A 16,656-nucleotide genomic window follows, 5' to 3' on the forward strand; every position below is an offset into this window, starting at 1 on the left:
CCGCTCCGGCGGACCCGCCCGCGACCTGTCGAGGAGACCCCATGACCCGTACCGCAGTCGTCACCGGCGCCAGCAGCGGCATCGGCGCCGCCAGCGCCCGCGCCCTGGCCGGCGACGGGTTCCAGGTCATCTGCGTGGCCCGCCGCGAGGACCGGATCAAGGCGCTGGCCGAGGAGATCGGCGGTCACGCCGTGGTCTGCGACGTCACCGACCCGGAGTCGGTCGCCGCCCTCGCGCAGTCGGTCGGCGAGCTCGTCGGGGACGCCGGGGTGGAGGTGCTGGTCAACAACGCCGGCGGGGCCTTCGACCAGGCCACCGTGGAGGACGCCGACCCGGAGGTGTGGGCGCGGATGTTCGACCTGAACGCCCTGAGCATCGTCCGGGTCACCCAGGCACTGCTGCCCGCGCTGCGGGCCGGCGAGGGCGGGCTCGTGATCAACATGGGCTCGACCGCCGGGAGGGTGGCCTACGAGGGCGGTGGCGGCTACACCGCTGCCAAGCACGCGGTCCGCGTGATCACCCAGACCCTGCGGCTGGAGCTGGTCGCCGAGCCGCTCCGGTTCACCGAGATCGCGCCCGGCATGGTGAAGACCGAGGAGTTCACGCTGAACCGGGTCGCGGGTGACCAGGAGCGCTACGACCAGGTCTACCGGGGCGTCGCCCAGCCGCTGGTGGCCGAGGACATCGCCGAGATGGTCCGCTGGGTGGCCTCGCTCCCCTCCCACGTGGACATCGACGAGCTCGTCGTACGCCCGCGCGCCCAGGCCGCGCAGCACAAGGTGCACCGCACCGAGGAGTGACCGCAACTCCACAAATGCTGGGAAATGACGTCCGATCCCGCGATCCAGACGTCATTTCCCAACATTTGTGGGGACGGGCCGGCACTGACCGGGGCGGCGCTGAACGGGACGGCGCACGGCCGCCCCCGCTACCCCCGGTTGAACACCGTCCCGGTGATCGGCGGCGGCGGCTCGAACGGCTTCAGCGCGAAGCAGCTCGCGACGTACTTGCCCTCCTTGGTCGGCCACTGGTCCGCCGATCCCAGGTAGGCCCGTCCCTCGACGCCGTCCTTGACCCGGGAGACCCGGGACAGGAAGTTCTGGCACACCTTGTCCAGACGGGCGAAGCTCGCCTCGCTGAGCGCGACGTAGCGACCCTTCGGCCCCTGCCGGACCGCCTGCCGGCCGCGCAGCTGCCCCTTGGCCACCGCGTCGTTGACCACCAGCTCCGCGATGTTCTCGGCCTGGTGCTTGCCGCGGCAGGGCACATAGGTCCCCGGGGTGTTCAGGCAGACCCGCGCCGCGAGCGGGACCTTGGCGGTGGTGAGGTCGGCGAACCGCAGCGTGCCCGGCTGCTCCTGCTCCAACGTGCACACGAACTTGCGCTGGCCCCGCTCCCACAGGTCGGCGGGGAAGGGATCCCAGGCGACGTGCACTCCGCCTTCGGTGTTCAGGAAGGGGCTCAGCTGCACCGACAGCCCGCCGGCGACGCCCGCAGGCACGGCGTACGGCGAGCCCGCCAGACAGCGCTCGTTGACCTGGTCGCTGACCTTCTGGAACAGCGGCGACCCCTGGTCGAGCAGGTCGGCGTACTCCTCGACCCGGGCCGCCGTCTCCGGCGCCAGCTCAACCACGTTGTAGAGCTCCAGGGAGTGCGGCTTCGCACAGTCGATCTGCTGGGCGAACGCGGCGTCGTCGCGCATCGAGTCCGCCAGCGCCGACTCGCCTCGGGCGTACTGCTCCACCCAGTCGCCGAACTCCTTGTCACCGAGCACCCCGAGCAGCTGCTGGTCGTCCCAGCAGGTCCCCGGAGCCAGCTCCCGCTCGGGCGAGACCTTCGGCTTCGCGTCCTTCTCCGAGGCGATGTCGGCGCTGTTGCAGCCAGCGAGCACGAAGAGAATCAGGGCGAGGGCGAGGCCAAGCGGGGCCCTGATCCCCGGGCGCGAGGTCGTTCGGGAGCTCGAGGAGCCCCTGACGTGCGTGGTCAAGTCAAGGTTCACTTTCCGAGGTAGGCCCGGATGCCCCGCACGATCGCGGTGGCGTGAGTCGCCTGCCCGCTGCTGGAGGTCATCCGCTGCGCATCCCCCGAGTTGCGCATGTTGCCGATCTCGATCATCGCGACCGGCACGTCGGACAGGTTCAGAGTGCCCAGATCGCTGCGCAGATTCAACCCGGAGCCGCCGGCTGTGTAGTTGGAGCGGGGTACGCCCGAGGCCGTCAGCGAGTCGCGCAGAGCGGTGGCCAGCCGCAGGGACGGGGCCGCGATGTCATCGGACCACGGCGCCCGCGCCACCGGCGCGATCACGTGAAAGCCCTGATCAGAGGGGCCGGCGCCATCGGCGTGCAGCGAGACCATCACCTGCGCGCCGACCCGCTGGCCGAACCTGCCGCGCTCGTCGACACACGGACCCCACTGCTCCCGTGAGTCGGCGGTGCGTGTCATCTTCACCACAGCGCCGAGCGCTCGCAGCCGCTGCGCCACGGCCTGGGCGAGCTGGAAGTTGACCGTCGCCTCGGCCACGCCGGCGTCGGTCGCGGTCCCGGTCGTGTTGCACGGCTTCGAGGAGCCTCCGGCCGGCACGAGCGCGTTCGTCTCGGCGGGGTGGGCGGCGTTGCCGAGCTGGTGGCCCGGGTCCAGCGCGATCGTGACCGATCGCAGCGGCGCCGGGGGCACGGTGGCCGGCGCGGCCGAGGGCGGGACCGACGGGGCCGGAGCCGACGGCCGGGCGGATGACTGGGCGGACGACTGGGCGGACGACTGGGCGGACGGCTGGGGCGATCCCAGGGGTGACGGCTGGGTCGCGCGCGCCGTGGGCACCGGACGTTCCGCAGCCGGGGGCGTGCTCGGCTCAGGTGAGGCGACGAGGGTCCACAGCACCACCCCGGCGGCCGCGAGGAAGATCACCGTGAGCACGACCACCACCCAGCGCGGCGGCGTCACGGCGCCGGGCTCCTCACCCGGCCAGGCCCTTTGCGATCCGGTCCACGGCCGCGGCCATCGCACGGGCAGCGACCAGGTGGGCCTCGTCGCCGCGCCCGTAGGGATCGGGGATGTCGTAGTCGTCCAGCACCGCCCGCGACCGCTGCTCGGCTGCGGTGCGCACCACCACGGACGGGTCCTCGCGGACGGGTACGGCGTCGAGGAGCGCGGCGAACTCCAGCACGGTGAACGTACGCCGCAGGGCTGACGGGTTGTCCTCGAGGATCCGCGAGCGGATCGCCGTCGTGGCGGCCAGCACCAGGTCGCTCTCGCGCACGATCGCCGGGGTCAGCTGACGGGCTGCGAAACCGGCCCCGGAGCCGCCGTACGTCTCGAGCAGCGCCGCTGACTCCGGCGCCATCGGGGAGCCGACCATCGCGCCGACGCCGGCACTGGTGACCTCGAACTCCCCCTCGGGCAGCTTCGTGGCCAGCAGGCGCGCCCCCAGCGGGGAGCGGCAGATGTTGCCGATGCACACGAACAGGATCCGGAACGTCATCGAACACCTCGTGCGTCCGAGGCTGCCGCCTGCTGCCTGGTCCGGAAAGTCACCCGGACCACGATAGACTCAGGGGTCGCGTCCTCGACGCACACATCCCAGATCCCCGATCCTGCCGCTCCGCGCGCCCGCGATCTGCCTCCTCCGGGCGGTAGCGGGCCGCGACCGGCTGAAGGCACAGATGACTCAGCAGTCCCGTATCGATCTCCGCAACGTCGCGATCGTCGCGCACGTCGACCACGGCAAGACCACTCTCGTCGACAAGATGCTCTGGCAGGGCGGTGCCTTCGGCGAGCACCAGCACGTCGACGAGCGGGCGATGGACTCCGGTGACCTCGAGCGCGAGAAGGGCATCACCATCCTCGCGAAGAACACCGCGATCCACTACGCCGGCCCTTCCGCGGACGGCAAGCCGATGACGATCAACATCATCGACACCCCCGGCCACGCCGACTTCGGTGGCGAGGTCGAGCGCGGACTGTCCATGGTCGACGGCATCGTGCTGCTCGTCGACGCCAGCGAGGGCCCCCTCCCCCAGACCCGGTTCGTGCTCCGCAAGGCGCTCAACGCCGACATGCCCGTCGTGCTCGTGGTGAACAAGACCGACCGTGGTGACGCGCGGATCGCCGAGGTCGTCGACGAGACCTACGAGCTCTTCATGGACCTGCTCGACGACTCGCACAGCCAGGACGCCCTCGACTTCCCGGTCGTCTACGCGAGCGCCCGCGCGGGCAAGGCCTCCCTGGTCGCTCCCGAGAACGGCGACGTCCCGGACTCCCCGGACCTCGAGCCGCTGTTCAAGACGATCCTCGAGACGATCCCCGCCCCCGTCTACACCGAGGGCGCGCCGCTGCAGGCCCACGTCACCAACCTCGACGCCAGCCCGTTCCTGGGCCGGCTCGCCCTGGTGCGCGTGCACGAGGGCACCCTGAAGAAGAACCAGACCGTCGCGTGGATGCGCACCGACGGCACGGTGAAGAACGTCAAGATCACCGAGCTGCTCATCACCGAGGGCCTCGAGCGCAAGCCCGGCGAGGAAGCCGGCCCCGGCGACATCGTCGCGATCGCCGGCATCCCCGACATCATGATCGGCGAGACCCTGGCCGACGCGGAGAACCCGGTCGCTCTGCCCCTGATCAAGGTCGACGAGCCCGCGATCTCGATGACGATCGGCACGAACACCTCGCCGCTGGCCGGGCGCGGACCCACCAAGAACACCAAGGTGACCGCCCGCCTGGTCAAGGACCGCCTCGACGCCGAGCTCGTCGGCAACGTGTCGCTGCGTGTGCTCCCCACCGAGCGTCCCGACGCCTGGGAGGTCCAGGGCCGTGGCGAGCTGGCGCTGGCGATCCTCGTGGAGCAGATGCGCCGCGAGGGCTTCGAGCTCACCGTCGGCAAGCCGCAGGTCGTCACCCGCGAGATCAACGGCAAGCTGCACGAGCCGATGGAGCGCCTGACCATCGACGCCCCCGAGGAGTACCTCGGCGCGATCACCCAGCTGCTGGCGGTCCGCAAGGGCCGGATGGAGCAGATGACCAACCACGGCACCGGCTGGGTGCGGATGGAGTTCCTGGTCCCCGCGCGTGGGCTGATCGGGTTCCGCACCGAGTTCCTCACCGAGACCCGCGGCACGGGCATCGCCCACCAGGTCTTCGAGGGCTACGAGCCGTGGGCCGGGGAGATCCGCTCCCGCTCGAACGGTTCGCTCGTCGCCGACCGCGCCGGTGCGGCCACGGCGTACGCCATGACGAACCTGCAGGAGCGCGGCGTGATGTTCGTCGAGCCCACCACGGAGGTCTACGAGGGCATGATCGTCGGCGAGAACTCCCGCGCCGACGACATGGACGTGAACATCACCAAGGAGAAGAAGCAGACCAACGTCCGCGCCTCCTCCTCGGACAACTTCGAGAAGCTGATCCCGCCGAAGAACCTCTCCCTGGAGCAGTCCCTGGAGTTCTGCCGCGAGGACGAGTGCGTCGAGGTCACCCCCGACAACGTGCGGATCCGCAAGGTCGTCCTCGACGCCGGCGAGCGCGGTCGAACCGCCTCGCGCGCCCGCAGGGGCTGACGCAGGGCCGGATCGTCCTCACTCGTCGAGGACGATCCGGGCCAGCTGTTGGAGGTCGGGGGTCAGGCCCTGCTCGGGGACCCGGCCTCGGTCGTCCGGTAGCGGAACGAGTAGCTGAACCGGTCCGGTTGCGGCGCCTCGTCCGCGAGCTGCGCGAAGTCGATCCGCTGCACCAGCTGCCGCACCTGCGGCACGCGGGGGTCGTCGGAGTCGAGGTCGACCACGCCCTCCTTGGTCATCCCCGCGAAGCCTCCGGAGCGGCGTACGGCGACCGCGGCGTGCGACCCCGCCCCCGGGCCTGACCCGGCCGAGACGGACTCTGCCTGCGCGGGGACCAGGCCGACCTGGCGCCAGGCGTCCTCGACGACCTCGGCGTGCTCGCCCGCGGCCGCGATCGTGACCGCTGCGAAGGTCGCGAAGTCGGCGTCCGCGGCGAGGCCGGTGAGCGCGGCGAACCAGATCCGGCCCGCGCCGCTCCACGACTCCCCGCCGATGGCGCGGGCGGCGATCACGAAGGCCCGGTTGGGGATGCCGCTGTTGAGGTGCACCCCGCCGTTGTCGTCCTCGGTCTGGACGTAGTCGGCCATCGACCCGACCTGCGGGTCCTTGCCCAGCCGCGGGTCGTCGTAGGAGGTCCCTGGCTCGGCCATCGAGCGCAGCGCGCGGCCCTGGATGCCGGGCAGGAAGATCCCCTCCCCCACCAGCCAGTCCGCGCTCCGGGCGTCATGGCCGAGGTGGCGCTGCTTGATGCAGGCGCCGAAGACGTCCGAGAGCGACTCGTTCAGGGCACCGGACTGTCCTTGGTAGACGAGGTCGGCGGTGTGCTGGACCACGGCGTGGGACAGCTCGTGTCCCAGCACGTCGATCGGCTCGGTGAACCGGCCGAAGACCTTGCCGTCGCCGTCACCGAAGACCAGCTGGGTGCCGTCCCAGAACGCGTTGTCGTAGTTCTGCTCGAAGTGCACGGTGGCCACCGTCGCGCCGCGGTCGTCGTAGCTGTCGCGCCCGAGGTCGGCGAACAGGGCCAGCGAGGCGGTGATCCCACTGGGCGAGCGTCTCGTCGGTCTCGACGAGCCGGTCGAGCAGGCACTGGGGGATGAAGTGGCACCTCACCACGCCCTCCTTCCCCACCCCTCCCCGCCTAGCAAGGGTGAGCGCCACAAGGACGGGCAGTTCGGGGTCATCCGGCACCGCTCAGGCGGGCCGTTGGCCGCGTCCCGGCCGAACTGCACGTCCTTGTGATGCTGCCCTGGCCTCGAGCCAGGTGCGGAACGTGTCGCGGACGTAGTCCTGGCGCAGCATCGCGTGCTCCCAGGCGAACCGGAGCAACCAGCGCCCCTCGACAGCGCACGCGTTGTAGCGCTCCACGTCGCGCACCAGCTGGGGACGGGCTGCGTGGAAGGCGAACGAGTCACACTCGACGATCAGGCCCAGGCTCTCGTCGACGAGGTCGGGCCGGCCGATGCCCGGGACGACGACCTGCGGCACGAGTGCCAGCTCGGCGAACTCCTTGGAGATCGCGCGGACCACCGATTCGAACGGGTTGTCCGCTCGGCCGTCGGCTGCCTCCGCGACCCGCACCGCGGCGGCGCGGCCTGTCCGCGGTGACGTCTCGGCGGCGGCGATCAGCTCGCCGCGTCCGACCAGCCTTGACCTCAGTGCTGAGTCGGCGACACACAGCGCCTCGTCGAACGGCAGCGCCCGGGCGCAGTCGACGACCGTCTGGACCGGCGTGGTCACGATGCCGTCGGCAGCCACCTCCCCGTAGTGCAGGAGCACGCCACGACGTCGTTGCACCGAGACCTTGCGGTTGCGCGGGACGGTGACGTGCGGGCGCGCAGGCGGAGCCTTCACCGCCCAGCCGTGGTGGAGCGCGGCACTCGTCAGCGACAGCACTCCGTTCAGCCGGCGGGCCGCCCGCGTCGCCTCCTCGAAGCCGGGCAGGCCGTAGGTGCCACGCCCGATGCGGACGATGTCACCGTTCGCGACTGCTGTTCTCACCCGTGACGGAGAGGACTCCGCGACGAGCTGGCGCCACGAGGCCACGCCTCCCAGGCGCAGCAGCAGCACGTCGATCTCCACGAGCCAGCAGCATGCCCCGGCGGGAGGGGACGCTCAGGCGTCGTCCACAGGTACTTTTGCCAGCAATTGCGCGAACAGGTCGATGGAGTCGGAGAGGGCGGTCCTCGCCGCGGCGCAGAACGCGCCCATCTCGGTGAAGCCGTGGATCAGGCCGTCGTAGCGGCGCACGACCACGGGGACGCCGGCGGCCTCGAGCTTGGCGGCGTAGGCCTCGCCCTCGTCGCGGAGGGGGTCGTACTCGGCCGTGACGACCACGGCGGGCGGGAGCCCGGCGAAGGAGTCGGCCCGGATCGGCGAGAACCGGACGTCGGCGTCGTCGGGCGCGTACTGCTTCATGAACCAGACCATCGTGTCGAGGTCGAGGAAGTAGCCAGTCGCGTTCTCGGTGCGCGAGGGGTACTCCCCCGCTCCGTCGACCGCCGGGTAGATCAGGAACTGCGCTGCCAGCCCCGGCACGTGCTGGGTGACCACGGCGGACAGGTTGCCGCCGGCGCTGTCCCCGGCCACCGCGACCCTGCCGTCGCCGCCGAGCTCCCCGCCCCGCCCCATCAGGTCGCGGGTGGCCGCGATCGCGTCGTCGACGGCAGCCGGGAACGCGTGCTCCGGCGCGAGGCGGTAGTCCACCGAGACCACGATCGCCTCGGCACCGCGGCAGATCGCGCGGGCCAGGTTGTCGTGGGTCTCGAGGTCACCGATGACGAACCCGCCGCCGTGGAACAGCACGACGAGGGGGAACGGGCCCGGCCCCTCCGGGCGGTAGAGCCGCGCCCCGAGCGGCCCCTGCGCGCCGCGCACAACGAGGTCCTCGGTGGCACGGACCGGGACGACGTCCTCGGGCCTGCGGAAGTCGACGGCCAGCCGGCGGAACGACTCCCGGGCCTCGTCCGGGGAAAGCCGGGACATGGGCACGCCTGCCTCGACGATGCTGAGCAGGCCGGCGATCTCTGGGTCGATGGGCATGCTCGCAGTCTGCCCCACGCCTGTTCACCCCGGCAGGACCCGGCGACGTCCGGCGCACCCCCCGATTCTGGTGCCGGGGGGTACGCCGGACGGCCGGGTCGAGCGTTCAGGCCTTGGTGCCGGGCTTGAAGACGACCTTCACGGTGTCGTCGGACTTCTTCTGGAAGTTCTCGTAGGCCTCGGGGGCCTGCTCCAGCGGAAGCTGGTGCGTCGCGAAGGTCTCGGTGCCGAGCGGGTCCGCGTCGTCGACGAGCAGCGGCATGATGTCGTCGACCCAGCGCTTGATGTTCGCCTGGCCCATCCGGAACTGCAGCTGCTTGTCGAACATCGTCATCAGCGGCATCGGGTCGCTCTGCCCGCCGTACACCCCGATCAGGGACACGGTCCCGCCGCGGCGTACGGCGTCGATGGCGGTGTAGATCGCCGACATCCGGTCGAGCCCGGCCACGTTCATGATCTTGGCGCTCAGTCGCTTGGGCATCGCGCTGAACAGGCGCTGGCCGATCTCCGCGACAGGCGACCCGTGGGCCTCCATGCCGACGGCGTCGACGACGGCGTCCGCGCCACGGCCCTGGGTCCGAGAACGGACCTCCTCGCCGATGTCGTCGACCTCGTCGAGGTTGATCACCTCGGCGCCTCGCGCCGCGGCCCGGGCCATCCGCTCGGGAACGCGGTCGACGGCGATCACGCGCTTGCCCTGGAACAGGGCGACCCGGGTGGCCATGTCACCGATCGGCCCCAGTCCGAGCACGAGCAGGGTGCCGCCCTCGGGGACGTCGGCGTAGACGACCGACTGCCAGGCGGTGGGGAGCACGTCGGAGAGGTAGAGGAACCGCTCGTCGACAGGTCCCTCGGGCACCTTGATCGGCATGAACTGCGCCTGCGGCACCCGCAGGAACTCAGCCTGGGCCCCGGGGACCTCCCCGTAGAGCTTGCTGAACCCGAACAGCGCGGCACCCATGCCCTGGTCGCGGACCTGCGTGGTCTCGCACTGCGTGTACAGCCCCTGGTTGCACATCCAGCAGTGCCCGCAGCAGATCTGGAAAGGAATCACGACCCGGTCCCCGACCTTGAGGTCGCCGGACTCGGGGCCCACCTCCTCGACGATGCCCATCGGCTCGTGGCCGAGGATGTCGCCCTCGCCCATGAAGGGCCCGAGCGTCTCGTAGAGGTGGAGGTCCGAGCCGCACAGCCCGCTCGAGGTGATCCGGACGATCGCGTCGGACGGGGCCTCGATCCGGGGATCCGGAACTTCCTCGACGCGGATGTCGCGGCGGCCGTGCCAAGTCACTGCCTGCATTCACTGCTCCTAGCTGATGGGGAAGATATGTCCCCGTCCCTTACCCCGATCCCAGCGGACCGAACCGGGGTCGGGCCTCAGCGGCGGCGGGTGATCGACGCGAGTGCAGGCTTCACGTCGAGGATGTAGACGAACGCAGCGACGGTTCCGATGATCGAGAACAGTCCGAGTGGGGAGCGCCACAGCAGCGAGCTGACCACCGTGAGTCCCAGGATCAGCGTCCAGGCCTGCTTGGTGAGCTTCCCGGTGGCGACGTACGCCTCCGCCGGGCGCATCAGGGCGTCGACCAGCGCCCAGATCTTCACCGCGATCAGCGCGAGGAAGGCCAGGCTCGTGATCAGGTACTGGAGCTCGAACAGTTGGGACACGTCCCGAGGATATCGGGCAACTGGCTGATACGCCCCAGACACAACCCCACGAGTTCCGGCTACGGACAGAGCAACGGGCCCCCGGATCAGATCCAGGGGCCCGCCGGCTCGTCTCTGGGGAAGGGAGGGATCACCAGAGGACGAGCTCCTCAGCGCCCGTCGACGCCGAGTGTCTGGGTCAGGACGTGGCCGCGGCGGCCGTGTTCGACGCCGTCTTGGTGGCCTTCTTGGCAGTCGTCTGGGCCGACTTGGCCGTGGACTGCGCGCCCTTGGTCGCGGCCTTCTTGGTGGCCGTGGCCTTCTTGGCGGTGGTCTTGGCCGGGGTCTTCTTGGCGACCGCCTTCTTGGTGGCCGACTTCTTGACCGGACGGCTGCTGTTCTTGGGCTTGTCAGCAGCGACCTTGGCCCGCTCGCGGCGTACGACCGAGGACTTGTTCGGGGACGTGCGCACCGCGGTCACGGCCTTGACGCCGTCCTTGCGGATGGCGGCGACGATCTTCTCGCCGCGGTCGACGAGGTCGGCGTAGGTGCGGGCGAGCTCGGTGACGGTGTCGTCGATCTCGTTCTGCACCTTCTTCGGCAGTGCCAGCGCGTCCTTCTGGAGCTCGGCGACGCGGGCCTCGAACTTCGCCTGCGCGTCCTTGGCGTCCTTCTGGATCTCCGTGACGCGGGCGTTCACCGCAGCCAGGGCCTGGTTCTGCAGGGCCTTGGGCTCACGCTCGATCTTGCTGACGCGGGTCTGCACGTCGTTCAGCGCCTCGGTGGTGTAGCCACGAGCGAACTCGTAGGCAACCTCGGTGGCGCCGGCAACGGCGTACAGCGGCTTCAACTGGGTCTTGGCCATGTCATTCTCCTTGCTTGTCAGTCTCGAGACCGATGACTTCGTCGACCGGTTGGGACTCGAGCACATCTGTGGGTAGGGCGTGCTGCGCGACTGCCCTGAAGGACTGGTAGACGTCCAGCAGGGACTGCTTCTGCCGCTCACTGAGCATCGGATCCCCGAGAATGGCGAGCTCTACCGAGCGAACCTGTCCGTCGTCGGGGTTCAAGATCCCGGCCTGCACGTAAAGCTGCTCGGCAGAGATCCGGAGTGCCTTGGCCAGCTGCTGCAGCACTTCGGCGGATGGCTTGCGCAGACCACGTTCGATCTGGCTCAGGTACGGGTTGGACACACCCGTCTGCTCCGCCAGCTGCCTCAGCGAGAGCTCGGCAGCGACTCGTTGCTCGTGGAGGTACTCCCCGAGCGACGAGACGGTCTTGCCGACCTGGATCTTTGCCATGCCCCACATAGTGCTAACTCTTGCTAGCAAAAGCAACCCATGAACGGCATCCGTGGACAGAAAAACCCCTGGTCTCACGATGAAAGACGCTGTTGAGCGGTGCTAGCCACCAGACAGCAAACGTCTAGACCACAGCTGGTCCGACAACTGATCCGGTTCAGATCCGGACCACCGGCCGGATCTCGCCGACCGGCCGGCCACCACCGAGCAGCACCGACTCCCCGGTACGCCGAACGGCCTCCCCGTCGACGCCGGGCTCCTCGGTGACACCGGCCTGGTCGAGCAGCGAGGCCATCACCACCGGGCGGACGCGAGCCGCCCCGTCGGAGGTCTTCGTGGCGAACGCGCGACCGTCCCGCAGCGCCACCACGTAGCAGGACTCGGCACCCGCCTTGCCGATCGCACCGGGGATCGCGCGCAGCAGGGTGAGCTCGTCGCGACGGGTCCCGGAGACGTACTCCGGGTGCGCCCGGATGGCCTCCGCGATCCGCGTCGCCTCCGGCGAGGCCCCGGTCGCGAGCCGCGAGAACGCCCGCGCCAGGCCGGTCAGCGAGGTGGAGAGCAGCGGCGCACCGCACCCGTCCACGGCGACCTGGGCCGGCTCCCCGGTCATCTCCTGGAAGGTGGCGAGGATCTGCTGCTGGAGCGGGTGCTCGGGGTCGAGGTAGCTCTCGGTCGGCCAGCCGTTGACCACACAGGTGGCGAGCATCGCCGCGTGCTTGCCGGAGCAGTTCATCAGCACCGGCTCCTTGACGCCGCCGGAGCGGATCAGCTGCTCGCGGGCCTCGTCGTCGAGCGGGTAGTCCGCAGGGGTCTGCAGGGCGTCCTCGGCGAGGCCGGCGGAGGCCAGGATGCGTCGTACGCCGTCGACGTGGAAGTCCTCCCCCGAGTGCGAGGCGCACGCCAGCGCGAGCAGCTCGTCCTCGAGGGGGAGGCCGGCCCGGACCATCGCCAGCGCCTGCAGCGGCTTGTTGCACGACCGCGGCAGCATCGGGGCCGCGACCTCGCCGGCCGAGGCCCGCACGGACCCGTCGGGGTCCAGCGCGACCCAGGACCCGTGGTGCTGCCCCTCCACGAACCCCGAACGGACGATCTCAGCGATGACTACGGGAGCGACCATGCTGCGACGCTATCCGCAGGCACGGTCTGGCAGGATCGTGCGGTGCCCGCACCGCAGTACTGCCCGAGCCCACGCGAGCTGGACGACCTCGAGCTCCTCGTCTCCGGGGCCCTGGCACCGCAGACCACCTTCGACCCCACCGGCGCTCCCGGCAGCGTGACCCTCGCGCTGCCACCCGAGCTCGCGGACGCCCCGGAGGTCGACCTGGTCGACCCCGAGGGGCTGCCACTGGCCCGCTACCGGCCCCCGGTGGCCGAGGGGCACGCGTCAGCGAGCGTCTCGGGGCTCACCCCGCTGAACACCCCTTCCTACGGCCCGTTCCGCCGGCTGCACCTGACCCCCGCCCAGGCGCGGGAGCAGTACGCCGGGTCCCTGACCGTTCCCGTCGCTGCGCCGCTGACGGTCGAGGACCTCGAGCTGGTCGAGGCGAACGCCCGGGACCGCGACGTGGTGCTCCTCGCCCTCGCCGGCACGGGAACGCCCCAGGGCGTCTCCCCGGTGGGTCTGGTGCGCGCCACCCTGGCCGCCGCCACCCTGCTGCACGAACGAGGGCTCGCGGCGCACGTCGTGGTCGTCCCCGTCCCTGCCCACGGCGACCCGGAGCTCGACCACCGGCTCGGCGCCCGGGTGGTGGAGAACTACGCGAGCTCGGACGTGATGGGGGTCACCGGCGAGGGCGAGTGGCCCGAGGAGATCGCGGCCGTCGTCGACCAGGACCAGCCCGGCCCCGACGAGCGCGGGTTCGTGGTGTTCTTCACCGGCCTCTCCGGCAGCGGGAAGTCCACGCTCGCCCAGGCGCTGCGCGACCTGGTCCTCGAGGACGGCCGGCGCACGGTCACCAGCCTCGACGGCGACGTCGTACGCCGGAACCTCAGCGCGGGCCTCACCTTCTCCAAGGCAGACCGTGAGACCAACATCCGGCGGATCGGCTGGGTGGCGGCGGAGATCGCCCGGCACCGCGGGATCGCGATCTGCTCCCCGATCGCGCCGTACGACGAGACCCGTAAGCAGGTTCGTCAGATGGTCGAGGACGCCGGCGGCGAGTTCGTGCTGGTGCACGTGGCCACCCCCCTGGAGGAGTGCGAGCGGCGTGACCGCAAGGGCCTCTACGCCAAGGCGAGGGCCGGGGAGATCCCCGAGTTCACGGGCATCTCCAGCCCCTACGAGGTCCCCGAGGACGCAGCCGTGCACATCGACACCACCGGGCGCACCATCGAGGACGCGCTCGCGGACCTGATGCCGCACCTGCCCTTCCACGTCTCCGAGGACGAGTCCCGAGAGGCGGCCCTGTGAGCGACCTGCTCACCCTCTCCGCCCTCTCGGTCCTGGTCGTCAGCTTCGGCGTTGGCATCGTGGTCGGCCTGACCGGCATGGGCGGCGGCGCCCTGATGACGCCGGCGCTGATCTTCCTGGGGGTCAACCCCACCGCAGCAGTGGCCAACGACCTGGTCGCCGCCAGCATCAACAAGTCGGTGGGCGCGGGCGTCCACTGGCGGCGGGGCTCCCCCAACCTGCGCCTGGCCGGCCTGCTGATGGCTGGCTCGATCCCGTTCGCGCTCGCGGGCGGCTTCATCGTCAAGAGCGTGGGGGCCGCCGAGGAGCAGCAGGAGTTCCTGCTCACCGCCATCGGCTACGCCCTGTTGTTCACCGCGCTGACCTACGCGCTGCGGATGTACCTCCAGCTGCGGCACGTCACCTCCGGCAACGTGATCAGCGAGGACGACCCGCACGTCCGTGTGGTCCCGACCGTGCTGGTCGGTGCTGTCGGCGGCCTCCTCGTCGGGATCACCTCGGTCGGCTCGGGCTCGCTGATCATGGTGGCGCTGCTGCTCATCTACCCGACCCTGTCGGCCGTCAAGCTCGTCGGGACCGACCTGGTCCAGGCGGTGCCGCTGGTGCTGGCGGCCGCGATCGGTCACGTGTTCGTGGAAGGGGTGACCTGGTCGGTGCTGATCCCGCTGGTTCTCGGCGGTACGCCGGGCACCTTCCTGGGTGCCCGGATGGCCGCCTGGGTCTCGCAGTCGGTGATCCGCCGCGGCATCGTCATCGTGCTCACCCTGACCGGGCTCAAGATGCTCGGCGTGCCCCCGGTCTGGGTCGGGATCATCGGTGCCGGACTGCTGCTCCTGGGGCCCCTGGCGTGGGGCTATCTCCGGCAGCGGAGAGGGCTTCCGGCCTTCGACAACAACTCCGCTGCGTGGCGACTTCCGGACTCGCCGGATAGGGCCCCAAGGCCCGACAGCGGCTCAGACCTCGCTGGGTGACAGCGCCCGATTCTTGTGGGCTCTCACGCCCGCCTGTGAGCGCCCAGTCGCCCAGCGACTTGTCCGCATTGATGGGGAGATGTCAACACCATTTGTACGATCTGTCGAACTCGCCGCCAACGGACAATTTGGCCCACATCTGGACTAGACCGCGAATGCGGATCTCGCCTCCGCGTAACCCCCAAACCGCCCTGTCGTATCTAAGGTAGGAACTCGGTACCCAACAAGGGATATCGATTGAAATCGGGGGATTCCAATGACCGCATCGGTCGTTCAAGCGACACGCATCAGTGCGCCTCCACGGGGCGGGCTGCGCTACATCCCGGTTCTTGCCTTCGGCCTGGACCTGGTCATGATCACGTTCAGCGTGCTGGCGGCGATCCTGGGACGCGGCGCGCTGGGCTTCACGCCGCGTTCCTCCAACGCCGAGATCGTGGCCACGCTCGAGATCGCCGGCCCGGTGATGATCCTGGGGTGGGTGCTGGCGATCTTTCTCCTCGGTGGCTACCGCACGCCGGTCTTCGGCGCAGGCCTGGAGGAGTACCGCGCGACCATCAACGCCTCGCTGGTCACGGCCGCAGCGTTCGGCATCGGCTGCTTCCTGCTGGAACTGTCGCTCTCCCGCGGGTTCTTCGTGCTGGCCTTCGCAATCGGGATCCCCGCCCTCGCCTCGGGCCGACTGCTGCTGCGCCGCAGCGTGCAGCGCGCCCGCAGCCTGGGCTCGCTGCAGCACCGCGTGATCATCGCCGGCTCCGAGGGCCACGTCGACGAGATCGCTGCCGTGCTCGGCCGGGAGACGTGGCTGGGCTACCACGTCGTCGGCGCGCTGACCCCCGAGCCCGGAGACCGACCCGCGACCCATTCCGGCATTCCCCTCCTCGGCGCATCCCGCTCCCTGGCGGAGGTGGCCGTCGACGCCGAGGCGGACGTGGTCTTCCTCGCCGGTGGTGCGTTCAACAGCTCGGACGAGATGCGACGCCTCGCGTGGGACCTCGAGCACGAGGACATCGCCGTGGTGATCGCCCCCAGCGTCACCGACGTCTCCAGCGAGCGCATCCGCATGCGCCCGGTCGGCGGGCTGCCCCTGATCCACCTGGAGAAGCCGCGCTCGCAGGCGGCCGTCCGCCGCGCAAAGCGCACCTTCGACATCGCCGGGAGCTCGGCGCTCCTGCTGCTGTTCGCCCCGGTCTTCGCCTTCTCCGCGTGGAAGATCTGGCGCTTCGACCGCGGGCCGGTACTGTTCCGCCAGACCCGGGTGGGTCGTGACGGAGCGTCCTTCCACTGCTGGAAGTTCCGCACCATGGTCACCAATGCCGAGGAGCTCCTCGCCGACCTGCACGCCCAGCAAGGTTACGTCGGGGGGCTGTTCAAGATGGAGAACGACCCCCGCGTCACCGCCCCCGGGAAATGGATGCGCCGTTTCTCCCTCGACGAGCTGCCCCAGCTCATCAACGTCCTCAAGGGCGACATGTCCCTGGTCGGGCCTCGACCGCCACTGCAGCACGAGGTCGCCCAGTACGACGACGCCATGGCCCGGCGTCTCCGGGTCAGGCCGGGCATGACCGGCTTGTGGCAGGTCTCGGGACGCTCCGAGCTCGCCTGGTCCGAGGCCATCCGGCTCGACCTCTACTACGTGGACAACTGGTCTATGTTCCAGGACCTCACTATCCTGGCCCGCACCTTCGGCGCCGTCTTCGGCTCCCGCGGCGCCTACTGAGGCCACGCACGATCCGCGC

Annotated in this window: 16 protein-coding genes; 5 read left to right on the forward strand and 11 right to left on the reverse strand. The window is 70.4% G+C overall.

The window, feature by feature from the left end:
• Nucleotides 1-41 precede the first annotated feature (41 nt).
• Nucleotides 42-800, forward strand: a complete 759-nt coding sequence (locus AC4BGC_RS14955) for an SDR family oxidoreductase (protein WP_490556446.1) — start codon at nt 42-44, stop codon at nt 798-800.
• A 128-nt stretch (nt 801-928) separates the two neighbouring features.
• On the opposite strand, the gene AC4BGC_RS14960 is transcribed toward AC4BGC_RS14955, so the two are convergent.
• From AC4BGC_RS14960 to AC4BGC_RS14970, 3 genes are all read right to left on the reverse strand, one after another.
• Entirely contained in the window at nt 929-1,891 is a 963-nt protein-coding gene (locus AC4BGC_RS14960; protein WP_490556447.1) for a hypothetical protein, read from the reverse strand.
• Between the two features lie 104 nt (nt 1,892-1,995).
• A complete protein-coding gene (locus AC4BGC_RS14965) occupies nt 1,996-2,940 on the reverse strand; it encodes an N-acetylmuramoyl-L-alanine amidase (RefSeq protein WP_490556448.1) in 945 nt (314 codons plus the stop codon).
• A gap of 13 nt (nt 2,941-2,953) precedes the next feature.
• Nucleotides 2,954-3,478 (reverse strand): arsenate reductase/protein-tyrosine-phosphatase family protein, encoded by a 525-nt coding sequence (locus tag AC4BGC_RS14970; protein WP_490547627.1) that lies wholly within the window; start codon nt 3,476-3,478, stop codon nt 2,954-2,956.
• A 181-nt stretch (nt 3,479-3,659) separates the two neighbouring features.
• Between AC4BGC_RS14970 and typA the strand changes: the two genes are divergently transcribed.
• Entirely contained in the window at nt 3,660-5,546 is a 1,887-nt protein-coding gene (gene typA, locus AC4BGC_RS14975; RefSeq protein ID WP_490547626.1) for a translational GTPase TypA, read from the forward strand.
• A 62-nt stretch (nt 5,547-5,608) separates the two neighbouring features.
• On the opposite strand, the gene AC4BGC_RS14980 is transcribed toward typA, so the two are convergent.
• The 8 genes from AC4BGC_RS14980 to AC4BGC_RS15015 form a co-directional block, all read right to left on the reverse strand.
• On the reverse strand, nt 5,609-6,511 hold the full coding sequence (locus AC4BGC_RS14980; protein WP_490556449.1) for a protealysin inhibitor emfourin: 903 nt from the start codon (nt 6,509-6,511) through the stop codon (nt 5,609-5,611).
• 229 nt (nt 6,512-6,740) lie between these two features.
• Complete coding sequence (locus AC4BGC_RS14985; RefSeq protein WP_490556450.1) at nt 6,741-7,628, reverse strand: hypothetical protein; 888 nt, start codon at nt 7,626-7,628, stop codon at nt 6,741-6,743.
• A 33-nt stretch (nt 7,629-7,661) separates the two neighbouring features.
• Entirely contained in the window at nt 7,662-8,588 is a 927-nt protein-coding gene (locus tag AC4BGC_RS14990; RefSeq protein WP_490556451.1) for an alpha/beta hydrolase, read from the reverse strand.
• A 106-nt stretch (nt 8,589-8,694) separates the two neighbouring features.
• Entirely contained in the window at nt 8,695-9,888 is a 1,194-nt protein-coding gene (locus tag AC4BGC_RS14995) for an alcohol dehydrogenase catalytic domain-containing protein (protein ID WP_490556452.1), read from the reverse strand.
• A 77-nt stretch (nt 9,889-9,965) separates the two neighbouring features.
• On the reverse strand, nt 9,966-10,256 hold the full coding sequence (locus AC4BGC_RS15000; protein ID WP_490547622.1) for a DUF2516 family protein: 291 nt from the start codon (nt 10,254-10,256) through the stop codon (nt 9,966-9,968).
• Nucleotides 10,257-10,434: 178 nt separating this feature from the next.
• Nucleotides 10,435-11,100, reverse strand: a complete 666-nt coding sequence (locus AC4BGC_RS15005; protein ID WP_490547621.1) for a hypothetical protein — start codon at nt 11,098-11,100, stop codon at nt 10,435-10,437.
• Between the two features lies 1 nt (nt 11,101).
• Entirely contained in the window at nt 11,102-11,536 is a 435-nt protein-coding gene (locus tag AC4BGC_RS15010) for a helix-turn-helix domain-containing protein (protein WP_490556453.1), read from the reverse strand.
• A 157-nt stretch (nt 11,537-11,693) separates the two neighbouring features.
• Nucleotides 11,694-12,656: an asparaginase gene (locus AC4BGC_RS15015; protein WP_490556454.1), complete on the reverse strand. Its 963-nt coding sequence runs from the start codon at nt 12,654-12,656 to the stop codon at nt 11,694-11,696.
• Nucleotides 12,657-12,698: 42 nt separating this feature from the next.
• Here AC4BGC_RS15015 and cysC point away from each other — a divergent pair, with 42 nt between their 5' ends.
• From cysC to AC4BGC_RS15030, 3 genes are all read left to right on the forward strand, one after another.
• Entirely contained in the window at nt 12,699-13,949 is a 1,251-nt protein-coding gene (gene cysC, locus AC4BGC_RS15020) for an adenylyl-sulfate kinase (protein ID WP_490556455.1), read from the forward strand.
• Nucleotides 13,946-14,920, forward strand: coding sequence for a sulfite exporter TauE/SafE family protein (locus AC4BGC_RS15025; protein ID WP_490556456.1), 975 nt, complete (start codon nt 13,946-13,948; stop codon nt 14,918-14,920). Before cysC ends, AC4BGC_RS15025 begins: the two co-directional genes overlap by 4 nt.
• 256 nt (nt 14,921-15,176) lie before the next feature.
• Nucleotides 15,177-16,637: a sugar transferase gene (locus AC4BGC_RS15030; RefSeq protein ID WP_490556457.1), complete on the forward strand. Its 1,461-nt coding sequence runs from the start codon at nt 15,177-15,179 to the stop codon at nt 16,635-16,637.
• Nucleotides 16,638-16,656 lie beyond the last annotated feature (19 nt).

It is taken from the genome of Nocardioides sp. Z38_18, from assembly GCF_058215695.1.